11 protein-coding genes are annotated in these 13142 nt (G+C 66.3%); 7 read left to right on the top strand and 4 right to left on the bottom strand.

Annotation, left to right across the window (positions count from 1 at the left end; genetic code table 11):
- The first annotated feature begins 219 nt into the window (after positions 1-219).
- The 4 genes from ACEVBK_RS03610 to ACEVBK_RS03595 are packed head-to-tail and all read left to right on the top strand — an operon-like array spanning position 220 to position 5471.
- Positions 220-1824: a carboxyl transferase domain-containing protein gene (locus tag ACEVBK_RS03610; RefSeq protein ID WP_375057232.1), complete on the top strand. Its 1605-nt coding sequence runs from the start codon at positions 220-222 to the stop codon at positions 1822-1824.
- 9 nt (positions 1825-1833) lie between these two features.
- Entirely contained in the window at positions 1834-2634 is an 801-nt protein-coding gene (locus ACEVBK_RS03605) for an enoyl-CoA hydratase-related protein (RefSeq protein WP_375057231.1), read from the top strand.
- Positions 2624-4591 (top strand): acetyl/propionyl/methylcrotonyl-CoA carboxylase subunit alpha, encoded by a 1968-nt coding sequence (locus ACEVBK_RS03600; protein ID WP_375057230.1) that lies wholly within the window; start codon positions 2624-2626, stop codon positions 4589-4591. The genes ACEVBK_RS03605 and ACEVBK_RS03600 overlap by 11 nt, the downstream gene beginning before the upstream one ends.
- On the top strand, positions 4584-5471 hold the full coding sequence (locus ACEVBK_RS03595) for a hydroxymethylglutaryl-CoA lyase (RefSeq protein ID WP_375057229.1): 888 nt from the start codon (positions 4584-4586) through the stop codon (positions 5469-5471). The genes ACEVBK_RS03600 and ACEVBK_RS03595 overlap by 8 nt, the downstream gene beginning before the upstream one ends.
- A 117-nt stretch (positions 5472-5588) precedes the next feature.
- On the opposite strand, the gene ACEVBK_RS03590 is transcribed toward ACEVBK_RS03595, so the two are convergent.
- From ACEVBK_RS03590 to ACEVBK_RS03580, 3 genes are read right to left on the bottom strand one after another with little or no spacing between them, the layout of a single operon-like run.
- Positions 5589-6590, bottom strand: a complete 1002-nt coding sequence (locus ACEVBK_RS03590) for a TRAP transporter substrate-binding protein (protein ID WP_375057228.1) — start codon at positions 6588-6590, stop codon at positions 5589-5591.
- Positions 6591-6618: 28 nt separating this feature from the next.
- Positions 6619-7896 carry a TRAP transporter large permease gene (locus tag ACEVBK_RS03585; protein ID WP_375057227.1) on the bottom strand — a complete coding sequence of 426 codons (1278 nt, stop codon included), beginning with the start codon at positions 7894-7896 and terminating at the stop codon, positions 6619-6621.
- Positions 7897-7907: 11 nt separating this feature from the next.
- The gene (locus ACEVBK_RS03580) at positions 7908-8426 is read right to left on the bottom strand and encodes a TRAP transporter small permease (protein WP_375057226.1); all 519 of its coding nucleotides are present in this window, start codon (positions 8424-8426) and stop codon (positions 7908-7910) included.
- A 355-nt stretch (positions 8427-8781) separates the two neighbouring features.
- Between ACEVBK_RS03580 and ACEVBK_RS03575 the strand changes: the two genes are divergently transcribed.
- From ACEVBK_RS03575 to ACEVBK_RS03565, 3 genes are read left to right on the top strand one after another with little or no spacing between them, the layout of a single operon-like run.
- Positions 8782-9303: a gluconokinase gene (locus tag ACEVBK_RS03575; protein WP_375057225.1), complete on the top strand. Its 522-nt coding sequence runs from the start codon at positions 8782-8784 to the stop codon at positions 9301-9303.
- A complete protein-coding gene (edd, locus tag ACEVBK_RS03570; protein ID WP_375057224.1) occupies positions 9293-11104 on the top strand; it encodes a phosphogluconate dehydratase in 1812 nt (603 codons plus the stop codon). Before ACEVBK_RS03575 ends, edd begins: the two co-directional genes overlap by 11 nt.
- 3 nt (positions 11105-11107) lie before the next feature.
- Positions 11108-11746, top strand: a complete 639-nt coding sequence (locus tag ACEVBK_RS03565; protein ID WP_375057223.1) for a bifunctional 4-hydroxy-2-oxoglutarate aldolase/2-dehydro-3-deoxy-phosphogluconate aldolase — start codon at positions 11108-11110, stop codon at positions 11744-11746.
- Between the two features lie 338 nt (positions 11747-12084).
- On the opposite strand, the gene gntR is transcribed toward ACEVBK_RS03565, so the two are convergent.
- A complete protein-coding gene (gene gntR / locus ACEVBK_RS03560; RefSeq protein ID WP_375057222.1) occupies positions 12085-13083 on the bottom strand; it encodes a gluconate operon transcriptional repressor GntR in 999 nt (332 codons plus the stop codon).
- Positions 13084-13142 lie beyond the last annotated feature (59 nt).

The raw sequence follows: 13142 nt of genomic DNA, 5'->3' as shown, positions 1-13142 counted from the left end.
GGAGCCCACAAGGCGGACAAAGGGAACGACTCCGCCGACCGTCATATGCCAGGGGGCGAGAAGCGCCTTGCACCGCCGCCAGCATCGCGAAGCGATGATACGGCGGTTTCCGCGACATCCAGCATGTGCGAGCGTACATGGATGTATTCACAGCGTGTCGGTGGAGTTGGCCCTTTGGCCGACTCGCCTCGAGCGCAACAACCACTGTTGGAACCAGCCATGACCATACTGACCAGCCAGATCAAGCCCGAGTCGGAAGAGTTCCGGGCCAATCACAGCGCCATGGCCGCCGAGGTGGCGGCGCTGCGCGAGCTGGTGGCCGGCATCGAAGCGGGCGGCGACAACGCCAGCCGCCAGCGCCACCGACAGCGGGGCAAGCTGCTGGCCAGGGAGCGCATCCGCCGCTTGCTGGACCCGGGCGCCCCCTTCTTGGAGCTGTCCCAGCTCGCCGCCCATCGGGTCTACGACGAGGCGGTGCCGGCGGCGGGGCTGGTGGCCGGCATCGGCCGGATCGGCGGGGTGGAGTGCATGCTGGTGGCCAACGACGCCACCGTCAAGGGCGGCACCTACTACCCGCTCACGGTCAAGAAGCACCTGCGTGCCCAGGCCATCGCCGAACGCTGCCGGCTGCCCTGCCTCTACCTGGTGGATTCCGGCGGCGCCCACCTGCCCAGCCAGGACCAGGTGTTCCCGGATCGGGACCACTTCGGCCGCATCTTCTTCAACCAGGCGCGGATGTCCGCCGCCGGCATCCCCCAGTTGGCGGTCGTGATGGGGCTGTGCACCGCCGGCGGCGCCTATGTGCCGGCCATGGCGGACGAGTCCATCATAGTGCGCGGCCAGGGCACCATCTTCCTCGGTGGTCCGCCCCTGGTACGGGCTGCCACCGGCGAGGTGGTCAGCGCCGAGGATCTGGGCGGGGCCGAGGTGCACACCCGCGTCTCCGGGGTGGCGGATCATATCGCCGAGGACGACGCCCACGCCCTGCACCTGGCCCGCCGGCTGGTCGCCAACCTCAACCGGCCGCCGCTACCGGCCCCGCCCCACCCGCCGCTGCCGCCCCGCTACCCGGCCGAGGAGCTGTACGGCATCGTCGGCACCGATCTGCGCAAGGCCTTCGAGGTGCGCGAGGTCATCGCCCGGCTGGTGGACGACTCGGCCTTCGACGAGTTCAAACGCGACTTCGGCCCCACCCTGGTCACCGGCTTCGCCCGGCTGCACGGCTACCCGGTGGGCATACTGGCCAACAACGGCGTGCTGTTCAGCGAATCGGCCCAGAAGGGGGCGCATTTCATCGAGCTGTGCTGCCAACGCCGCATTCCCCTGCTGTTTTTGCAGAACATCACCGGCTTTATGGTAGGCAGGAAATACGAGGCCGAGGGCATCGCCAAGCACGGTGCCAAGCTGGTGATGGCGGTGGCCTGCGCCAACGTACCCAAGGTGACCCTGATCATCGGCGGCAGCTTCGGCGCCGGCAACTACGGCATGTGCGGCCGGGCCTATGATCCCGACTTTCTGTGGATCTGGCCCAACGCCCGCATCTCGGTGATGGGGGGCGAGCAGGCCGCCGGTGTGCTCGCCAGGGTGCGACGAGATGCCAAGGAAAAGGCCGGTGAATCCTGGAGCACCGAGGACGAAGCCGCCTTCAAGGCGCCCATCGTCGAGCGCTACGAGCGCCAGGGCCACCCCTGGTACGCCAGTGCCCGGCTGTGGGACGACGGCGTGATCGATCCCAAGGACAGCCGCGCCGTGCTGGCCATGAGCCTGGCCCTGGCCCTGAACCGCCCCATGGACGAGCCCCGCTTCGGGGTGTTCCGCATGTGAGGATGAGCCATGAGCGAGCCCCTGTTGCTGCAAACCTCCCTTCCCGGTGTCTGGGAGCTGGTGCTGAACCGGCCCGAACGCCGCAACGCCTTCGACGATGAACTGATCGCCGCCATGAACACCGGGCTGGAGCAGGCCGCCCGCCTGCCCGGGTTGCGGCTGCTGGTGCTGCGCGCCAATGGCAGGCACTTCAGCGCCGGCGCAGATCTGGCGTGGATGCGTCGGGCGGCGAGCCTGAGCGAGGCGGCCAACCTGGCCGATGCCCAAGCCCTGGCACGGCTGCTGTGGCGGCTCGACCATTTCCCCCGGCCCACCCTGGCCCTGGTGCAGGGATCGGCCTATGGCGGCGCCCTGGGGCTGGTCGCCTGCTGTGATCTGGCGGTGGCCGCCGACGACGCCCGCTTCTGCCTGAGCGAGGTGCGGCTGGGACTCATTCCCGCCACCATCGCCCCCTATGTGCTACGCGCCCTGGGGCCACGCCAGGCCCGGCGCTATATGCTGACCGCCGAAGTGATGGACGCAAGCCGGGCGGAGCAACTCGGCTTGGTGCACCTGCGGGCCGGACCCGGCCAGTCCCTGGACGAGGCCGCCGCCCCGCTGATCGCGGCGCTTAAGCGCAACGGCCCGGCGGCGCAGGCCGCGGCCAAGCAACTCATCAATGACTACGCCGGCTGCCCCCTCGACGAGACGTTGCGGCTCGACAGCGCCCGTCGGATAGCACGGATTCGGGTAACGAGCGAGGCCCGGGAAGGGCTCGCCGCCTTTCTCGACAAGCGGCCGCCGGCCTGGGAGGACGAGGATGTTCACTAAGCTGCTGGTCGCCAACCGGGGCGAAATCGCCTGCCGCATCATCCGCACCGCCCACCGGCTCGGCATCGACTGCGTGGCGGTCTACTCCGACGCCGACCGCCACGCCCGCCATGTGGCACTGGCCGACGAGGCCTGGCACCTGGGCCCGGCGCCGGCGGCCCAGAGCTACCTGAACCAACCCCGGCTGCTGGCCATCGCCCGGGCCTGTGGCGCCCAGGCGGTGCACCCGGGCTACGGTTTCCTGTCGGAAAACGCCGACTTCGCCCGAGCCTGCGCCGCCGCCGGCCTGGTCTTCGTCGGCCCGCCCGCCGAGGCCATCGCCGCCATGGGCTCCAAGTCCGCCGCCAAGGCGCTGATGGAAACCGCCGGGGTGCCGGTGGTGCCCGGCTACCATGGCCCGGAGCAGTCCCCGGAGCGGCTGCGGCAAGAAGCCGGGCGCTGCGGCTTTCCGCTGCTGCTGAAGGCGGTGGCCGGCGGCGGCGGCAAGGGCATGCGCGTCGTGCACACCCCCAACGAGTTCGACGAGGCCCTGGCCGCGGCCCGGCGCGAGGCCCTGGCCGCCTTCGGCGACGACGCCATGCTGCTGGAACGCTACCTGCCCAGGGCCCGCCACGTGGAGGTACAGGTGTTCTGCGACCGGTTCGGTCATGGCCTCTATCTGGCCGAGCGGGACTGCTCGGTGCAACGCCGCCACCAGAAGGTGCTGGAGGAGGCCCCCGCCCCCAATCTCGCCCCCGAAACCCGGGTGGCCATGGGCGAGGCGGCGGTGCGCGCCGCCCTGGCCATCGACTATGAAGGGGCCGGCACCGTCGAGTTTCTCTACCAGGAAGACGGCCGCTTCTATTTTATGGAGATGAACACCCGGCTGCAGGTGGAGCATCCGGTCACCGAGCTGGTCACCGGCCTGGATCTGGTAGAATGGCAACTGCGGGTGGCGGCGGGCGAGCCGCTGCCGCTGACCCAGGAGCAGGTGACCGTCCGCGGCCACGCCATCGAGGCGCGAGTCTACGCCGAACACGCCGACCAGGGTTTCCTGCCCGCCGCCGGCCCCCTGCACTACCTGCGCGAACCGGCCACCGGCCCTCAGGTGCGGCTGGATACCGGGGTACGCGAAGGCGACGAGGTGGGCATCCACTACGATCCCCTGATAGCCAAGCTGATCGTCTGGGATCACAGCCGCGAGCTGGCCCTGCACCGGCTGGCCCGGGCCCTGGCCCAGTACCGCATCGGCGGGGTCAGGACCAACCTGCGCTTTCTGCACGCCCTGGCGGGCTCGGCGCCGCTGCTCGCCGCCGAGCTGCACACCGGCTTTATCGAGCAGCACCCTGAATTGCTCTTTGCCCCGTCCGCCCTGTCCCCCTCCCGGGTGCTGACCCTGGCCGCCGCCTGCTGGCTGGAGCTGGAGCCGAACGACGAGAGCGCTCCCTTCGCCGGCCACTCGGGCTGGTGGCTCAACCTGCCGACACGACGCCAACTGGAGCTGGAATACGGCGGGGAGCGGCACCAAGTGGTGCTGGAGGCCGAAGACGATGGCTGGCGGGTGGAGGTCGATGCCCATTGCCACCGCATCCGCACCCGCCTCGACGGCGACCGGCTGCAGGCGGAACTGGACGACGAGCCCCTGGCCTGCCACTGCGCCCGCCACGCCGACTGGCTGTGGCTGTTCCACCGGGGTGAGCGCCACGATCTGCGCCTGGCTCCCCTCGAAGTTGCCCGGTACCAGGGCGGGCACCAGGCCGGCCTCAGGGCCCCCATGCCCGGGCTCATCGGCCAACTGCAGGTGGCGGTGGGCGACACCGTCGCCGCCGGCCAGCCCCTGCTGGTGCTGGAGGCGATGAAGATGGAGCATCCCCTGCGTGCACCCGCCGCCGGGCGAGTGGCGGAGATCCGCTGCCGGGAAGGCGACCAGGTGGGCGAAGGGGATGAACTGCTGCGGCTGGAGAAAGAGGATGGATAGGGTCAGGCTGGTGGAGGTGGGCCCGCGGGACGGGCTGCAGAACGAGGCCGCCCAAGTATCCACCGAGATCAAGATAGCGCTGGTCGAGCGGCTGGCCGACTGCGGCCTGCAACACATAGAGGCGGCCAGCTTCGTCTCACCCAAATGGGTACCCCAGATGGCCGACGGCGCCGCCGTGCTGGCCGGTATCCGCCGCCAGGCCGGGGTGATCTACTCCGCACTCGTTCCCAACCTCAGGGGGCTGGAAGCCGCCCTGGCCGCCGGCGCCGACGAGGTGGCGGTGTTCACCGCCGCCTCCGAGTCGTTCTGTCGGAAGAACATCAACTGCTCCATCAACCAGAGCCTGGCACGCTTCACCCCGGTGCTGGCAGAGGCCCGGGCCCGGCGGGTCCGGGTACGGGGCTATGTGTCCACCGTGCTCGGCTGCCCCTACGAGGGCGACATCAGTCCCGATGCCGTGGCCCGGGTGGCGGGGGCCCTGTACCGGATGGGCTGTGCCGAGATATCCCTCGGCGACACCATCGGCACCGGCACCCCGGGCAAGGCCAGGGCCATGCTGGCGGCGGTGCGCCGGCAAGTACCGATAGAGCGGCTCGCCGCCCACTTCCACGACACCTACGGCCAGGCCCTGGCCAACCTCTACGCCGTGCTGGAAGAGGGGCTGCGCATCGTCGACTGCTCGGTGGCGGGCCTGGGCGGTTGCCCCTATGCCAAGGGCGCCTCCGGCAACCTGGCCAGCGAAGAGGTGGTCTACCTGCTGCACGGCCTCGGCTTCAAGACGGGGGTGGATCTGGCCAGGCTGGTGGAAACGGGACACTGGATAAGCACACAACTGGGCCGGGAAAACGGCTCCAAGGTGGGCCGGGCCATGAATGGTTAGTCTGGCTGTTGTTTGTGGTAACCGTAGCAAAGAGACAACAGGGCCGACGCCACCAGGAGTGTAACGCTCTTAAAAAGGCGCCCGCGGGCGCCTTCAAGGTTCAGGGTCAAAACGGGATCAGCCGCGGATCTTCTGCAGTTCGGCCTGCAGTTCATCCCACAGTTCCTGACCCACTTCCTTGGCGATGCCCTGGTTGACCTCGGTCAGGCGCTCGCGCATGCGATCCACCTGGGCCGGGTCCAGCTCGTTCACTGCCATGCCCTTTTCCTTCAGCTCGGCCAGGGCCCAGGCGGCCTCTTCCCGGGTATCGGTGCGCTCGAAGTCGCGGGAGGCCGCGGCGGCCTGCTCGAGCACCTGGCGCTCGTCGTCGGACAGCTTGTCCCAGAACTTCTTGCTCACCAGCACTATCCAGGGGCTGTAGACGTGGTTGGTCACGGTCAGGTACTTCTGCACCTCGTAGAACTTGCTGGAGAGGATGGTGTTGTAGGGGTTCTCCTGGCCGTCCACGGTACGGGTTTCGAGCGCGGTGAACAGTTCGGAGAAGGCCATGGGCACGGCGTTGGCACCCAGCGCCCGGAAGCTGTCGAGGAAGACGTTGTTCTGCATCACCCGCAGGCGGATGCCGTCCATGTCTTCCAGGCTGGTCACCGGACGGCGACTGTTGGTCAGGTTGCGAAAGCCGTTCTCCCAGTAAACGAGACCGATCAGGCCCTTTTCTTCCAGTCTGGCCATCACCCGTTCTCCTACCGGGCCGTCGAGCACGGCGTCAGCCTCCTCGACGTTATTGAACAGGAAGGGGGTATCCCAGATGGCCATTTCCGGCACTATGCCCACCAGGGTGGCGGTGGAACCCACCATCATCTCCTGGGCGCCGCCCAGCAGGGCCTGCTGCATCTGCAGATCCGAGCCCAGGGTGGCAGCGCCGAAGGCACGCACCTTCATCTTGTCGCCGGACAACTTGCCCACCTCGGCGGCGAATTTCTGAGTGGCCCGGCCCTGGTTGGAGTCTTCATTCAGACCGTAGCCGAAACGGATCATCCGTGACTGGATGTCGGCCGCCATGGCGTTGGCGGACATCAGGCCGATCATGCCGGACAGTACAAGTGCTTTCAGTTTCATAACACACATCCCTATTGATTTGGTGGGGTCAGGACAGCCAGCTCAGTGGCCAGAGTACCAGCTGCGGGAACAGGATAAGCAGCGCCAGCAGCGTGAAATAGGCGACGATAAAGGGCATGACGCCCCGCACCACCGCTTCCATTTTCATGTTGCCCACGCCGGAGACCACGTTGAGCACGGTGCCCACCGGCGGGGTGATGAGTCCGATACAGCCGGACATGATGAAGATGAGGCCGAAGTACACCGGGTGAACCCCGGCGGCGGCGGCCATGGGCGCCAGCACCGGCGCCAGGATCAGGATGGCGGGGGTGAGATCCATCACCATGCCGATCACCAGCAGGAACAACACCACCAGCGCCATAAACAGCATGGGGCTGTCCAGCACCGGCGCGAACAGATCGATCAGCTGGCGCGGCAGATCCGCCAGGGTGATCATATAGGAGGACGCCATGGCGGCACCGGCCAGGAACATCACCACCGAGGTGGTCTTGGAGGCGTCCACCAGCACCTTGTACAGACCTTTCAGATCCAGCTCCCGGTACACCAGGGTGGTAATGATCAGCGCATAGACCGCCGCCACCACCGCCGCCTCGGTAGGCGTGAAGATGCCGCCGCGCAGGCCGCCGACGATGATCACCGGCAACAGCAGGGCCCAGATGCTGCGGCGCATGACCCGGCCGCGTTCCTTCCAGCCGGCCTTTTCCTCCACCGGCAGTTCCTTGCCGCGCACTATCCAGCCCCAGGCGAGGGCGATGGCCACCGCCATCATGATGCCGGGCGCAATGCCGGCCAGGAACAGCTGGCTGATGGAGGTGTTGGTGGTCACCCCGTAGATGATGAAAGGCATGGACGGCGGAATGATGGGGCCGATGATGCCGCCGGAAGCGATCAGGCCGCCACTGCTGCCGAGCGGGTAACCTTGGCGGCGCATCATCGGCAGCAACAGGGTGGCCAGGGCGGCGGTGTCGGCGATGGCCGAGCCGCTCATGGAGGCCAGCAGCACGGAGGCGCCGATAGCCACATAACCCAAACCGCCGCGCACATGGCCGAAATAGACCCGGGCCAGGTCCACGATGCGGCGCGACAGACCACCGGCGGTCATCAGCTCGCCGGCCAGCACGAAGAAGGGCACCGCCAACAGGGGGAAGTTATCGAAGCCGGCCTGCACGTTCTGCGCCAGCAACTGGGCGTCGAAGAAGTCGAGCTGGATCATCAGCGCCAGGGCGGTCAGCATCAGGGCGAAGGCGATGGGCACGCCGATGCTCATGGAGCTGAACAGTACCGCCAGAAAAATTGCGATCGACATGGTAGCTATCCTTACTTAACGCTATGAGTGGTAACGGCGCCGCAAGCCCCGCTGTGACGGCAGCGCAGATCCTGCCAGGCCTCGCGCAGCAGCAGCACCGCCATGCAGGCGGCCATGAAAAAGATGGCGGCGGCGGCCAGCCCCAGGGGGTAGCCCAGCACCGGGCTGCGGCTGTCGATACCCACCAGGATCTGGGCCCAGGCACCGAGGATCAGGTGATAAAGCGCCCAGCCGATCAGGCCTCGGCTCAGCCAGCGGCACAGCCGCTGCGCCGGCGCCGGCAGCCGGTCCACCACCAGATCGAAACGCAGGTGCTGATGGTCGACGGTGGCCAGCACGGCGCCGATGCACACCAGCCAGACAAACAGCAGGCGGGACAGCTCCTCGTAGCCGGCCAGGCCGGTGTTGAACATGTAGCGCATCACCACGTTCAGAAACACGGCGCACACCATGCCGAACATGCTGATGGCCAGCATGGCCTCCGCTGCACGGCGCAGCACAGACACGGGTTTATGGGACATATCCGCCATGGCGTTTTACTCCATTCCATTGTTCAGTGAAGTTACCAGTAACATGTTACGCGTAACCAATAGAAACAACAAAGCCCCAAGTGACGATAAAGTTAAAAAGTGGGACTAAGCTCAAAAAAACGCAAACCATAAAATCTTCATAAACAACCAAACAAAAAATATAAAATACTGATTTAAAACAATTTAAACTTACAAACTCACTTATTGCACCGCCATCTCCGGCCATATTGCCTGTTGTTGTCATTGTGTGTCAGCTCACATTTTAAAAAGTTACTGGTAACATGTTACCCGTAACCTGATACAGTAAGAGTCATTCACCCCAGGGCAAGATTACCAGTAGGGACAGAGGTCAAGCATGACTGGAGAAAGCATCATAGTGATGGGCGTTACCGCCTGCGGAAAATCGAGCGTGGGTGCCGCCCTGGCTCGGGCGCTGAGCGCCAAGTTTATCGACGGCGACGACCTGCACCCCAGGGCCAATATCCTCAAGATGGCCGAGGGCATCCCCCTCGATGACGAGGACAGGGTGCCCTGGCTGGAGCGGATCCGCGACGCGGTATTCAGCATCCGCCACAAGAGCGAGACCGGGGTCATCGTCTGCTCGGCGCTCAAACGTCATTATCGCGACAGCATCCGCGCCGGCAACGACCGGGTACGTTTCATCTTTCTCGACGGCGACTTCGAGCTGATCCTGGCCCGGCTGCGCCGGCGCAACGGCCACTTTATGCCCGAGTCCCTGCTGCAGAACCAGTTCGATGTGCTGGAGCGCCCCGGCGCCGACGAGCCGGACGTTACCTTCATCAGCATCGACGGCAACTTCGAGGACGTGGTCAACCGCGCCCTCGCCGCCATCAAAGGAGAAGCCCATGTCAACTGAACTCCACCCGATGATCGGCCGGGTTACCCGCCGTATCCTCGAGCGCAGCCGCGCGGTACGTGAAGGCTACCTGGCACAAATGCAGGCCCAGGCCGAGCAGGGCAAGCACAGATCCAGCCTGAGCTGCGGCAACCTGGCCCACGCGGTGGCCGCCTGCGGCCCGGATCAGAAACAGCGCATCCTCAACCTGACCAGCGCCAACCTGGCCATCGTCAACGCTTACAACGACATGCTGTCGGCGCACCAACCCTACGCCGGCTACCCGGAGCAGCTCAAGCGGGTGCTGGCGGAGCATGGCCACAGCGCCCAGGTGGCCGGCGGCGTGCCCGCCATGTGCGACGGCGTCACCCAGGGCCAGCCGGGCATGGACATGTCGCTGTTTTCCCGCGACGTCATCGCCCAGGCCACCGCCCTGTCGCTCAGCCACAACACCTTCGACGCCACCCTGCTGCTCGGCATCTGCGACAAGATTGCCCCGGGCCAGTTGATCGGCGCCCTCAGCTTCGGCCACCTGCCCACCGCCTTCGTGCCCGCCGGCCCCATGGCCACCGGCATCAGCAACGACGAAAAGGTCAAGGTACGCCAGCAATACGCCGCCGGTGAAGTGGGCAAGGAGGCGCTGCTGGAGATGGAGTGCAACGCCTACCACTCGCCCGGCACCTGCACCTTCTACGGCACCGCCAACACCAACCAGCTGGTGTTCGAAGCCATGGGCCTGATGCTGCCCGGCTCCGCCTTCGTGCACCCGCACTCGGCCCTGCGCCGGGCACTGACCGAACACGCCGCCCTGCGCCTGGCCGGCCAGATCCAGGGCAGCGGCCACTACCGTTCGCTGGCCGAGGTGGTAGACGAAAAGGGCCTGGTCAACGGCCTGATCGCCCTGCTCGCCTCCGGCGGCAGCACCAACCACACCCTGCACATGGTGGCGGTGGCCCGGGCCGCGGGCCTGGTACTGTCCTGGGACGATTTCAGCGACCTCTCGGAGGTGGTGCCCCTGCTGGCCCGGGTTTACCCCAACGGCCCGGCGGACATCAACGCCTTCCAGCAGGCGGGCGGCGTGCCCCTGCTGCTGCACAAGCTGGCCGAGCGCGGCCTGCTGCACAGGGACGCCACCCCCATGTTCGGCCGGCTCGAAGACTATTTCTGTCAGCCGGTGCTGGAAGGGGAGCAACTGGCCTGGCAACCGGTGCCGGAAACCCGGGATCCGGCGGTGATCCCGCCCCAGGATACGGTGTTCAGCGTCAGTGGCGGCCTGCGGCTGCTGGACGGCAACCTGGGCCGGGGGGTGATCAAGGTCAGCGCCGTGGCCGCCGAGCACCAGCTTATCACCGCCCCCGCCGCCCTGTTCAGCAGCCAGCACGAGGTGGAGCGCGCCTACCAGAATGGCGAGCTCAACCGGGATCTGATCGTGGTGGTACACCACAACGGCCCGGGAGCCAATGGCATGCCCGAGTTGCACAAGCTGATGCCCATCCTCGGCAATATCCAGAAAGCCGGCTTCAAGGTGGCCTTGGTCACCGATGGCCGCCTGTCCGGCGCCTCGGGTAAAATACCGGCGGCCATCCACATCACCCCGGAAGCCGCCAAGGGCGGCCCCCTCGGCCGGCTGCGCGATGGTGATATCATCACCCTGGACGCCACCAGCGGCCGGCTGTTCACCGAGGCCGCGCTCGACCAGCGCAGCCCGCTGCAACCGGATTTAACCGGTGAGCAGAGCGGCCTGGGCCGCGAGCTGTTCGCCCTGTTCCGCCGCCAGGTTTCCAGTGCGGAAACCGGCGCCTCTATCTTTTATCAGGAGTAACCCATGAACTGGACCCTTTCCCCCGCCGACGTTTTTTCCGCCTCTCCCGTGGTCCCGGTGATGGTGGTGGAAGACGCCGCCGACGCCGTGCCCCTGGCCAGGGCCCTGGCCGCCGGCGGCATCACCGTATTTGAAGTGACCCTGCGCTCGGCCGCGGCGCTGGACGCCATCCGCGCCATCGCCCGCGAGCTGCCCGACGCCCTGGTGGGCGCCGGCACCGTGCTCAACGTGGCACAGTACGACGCCGCCGTGGCCGCCGGCGCCAAATTTGTGATCACCCCCGGTTTCACACCGGCCCTGCTCCGGCACGCCAAGGCCGGCCCGGTGCCGCTGATGCCCGGTATCGCCACCCCCTCCGAGGCCATGCAGGCGCTGGAACTGGGCTATACCCACCTCAAATTCTTCCCGGCGGAGATCAACGGCGGCGCCAAGGCGCTCAAGGCCCTGGCCGGCCCCCTGCCCCAGCTGCGTTTTTGTCCCACCGGCGGCGTCAGCGCCGCCAACGCCAAGGATTATCTGGCGGTGAAGTCGGTGATGACGGTGGGCGGATCCTGGATGCTGCCGGCGGAGCTGGTCGCCGCAAAAGACTGGGACGGCATCACCCGCCTGGCCGCGGAGGCAGTGGCGGCGGTAAAAGGCTAAAAGCTTCCAGCCGGACTCTGAGTCACAAGTCCGGCTGTCTGATTTAACGCAGAGAAGAGGCAGCAGGCGACACCGGGGCAATAGAGAGAACAAAGGACGCAGCGAAGCCGGCCCTCCGCGCCAGGGAGGGCGCGGCGGAGCGGAGCCTCTATGGAGCGGGCTTGCTCGCCGTGACGAACCATTTCGGCCTGACCGAACATCCAGTGAATGTTCGCAGCAGGCCGAAATGGCGAGTATCGGGTCCCACGGCGTGCCGGAGGAGGAGTACGCTTTGGCCTATTTTTTATATCTGTTCAAAAGTTAGCAAAAAATTGTAACTAAGAGTCAGGCTTACCGCTTCAAAGGCTTTCCCCCAGCTTCAGCTCGAAGCCCACGTCCACGGTGCGCTCATGGATGGGCTCGCCACGCAGCCGAGCCAGCAGCCGCTCGGCGGCGATCCTGCCCATGTCCTTGCGCGGGGTGATCACGCTGGCCAGTTTCGGCACCATCGCCTGACCGATATCGTGGCCGTGGAAGCCGGCCACGCCGATCCGCCCCGGTACCGCTATGCCCCGGCGCTGGCATTCGAAGATGGCGCCCACCGCCAGGTCGTCGTTGGTGCAGAAGATGCCATCCAGCTCCGGGTATTTGTCCAGCGCCTCGGCCAGCAGATCCGCCCCCAGGGAATAGGAAGAGGAACGTTCGGTCAGCAGCGAGCGCGGCATCAGGCCGTGCAGCTGCATGGCGGCGGCGTAGCCCTGCTGGCGCTGCAGGGTGCGCACGTCCTGGCGGGCGCCGAAGTAGACGATATGGCGATAACCGCGTTCAATCATCGCCTCCACCATGGCCCGGGCGGCGGCGATATTGTCGATGCCCACCGCCTGCTCGATGCAGGATGAACAGGTGTCCATGATCTCCACCACCGGTACCCCGGCGGTTTCGATCATCTTGAGAGTACGGGCGGTATGGTAGCTTTCGGACAGGATAAGGCCGTCCACGTTGTAGGACAGCAGCGAAGCGATGCGCTCCTCCTCCACCTTGGCGCTGTAGCCGTAGTGGGCCAGCATGGTCTGGTAGCCGGCCGTCTCGGTGACCTGCTCGATGCCGCGCAGCACCTCGGCAAACACCTGGTTGGTGAGCGAGGGCAGCAGCACGCCGATGGCGTGGCTCTTGGCATTGGAGAGGATGTCCGGTGCCCGGTTGCGGATATAGCCGAGTACCTCGAGCGCCTCGGCAATTTTTTCCTGGGCGGCGGCGGATACCAAGGCCGGATCCTTGAGGTAGCGGCTGACCGTCATCTTGGTCACCCCGACCCGATCGGCCACGTCCTGCAGTGTCGGTCTTTTCTTCTTGGTCATATAAATGCAAAAAGCCTGTTATGTTACAGGTAACATAACAGGCTTTGAACGAGGAAGGA

Origin of the sequence: Zobellella sp. DQSA1 (genome assembly GCF_041950555.1) — a bacterium.
GTDB lineage: Bacteria > Pseudomonadota > Gammaproteobacteria > Enterobacterales > Aeromonadaceae > Oceanimonas.
This window is presented reverse-complemented; position numbering and strand designations above follow the sequence as displayed.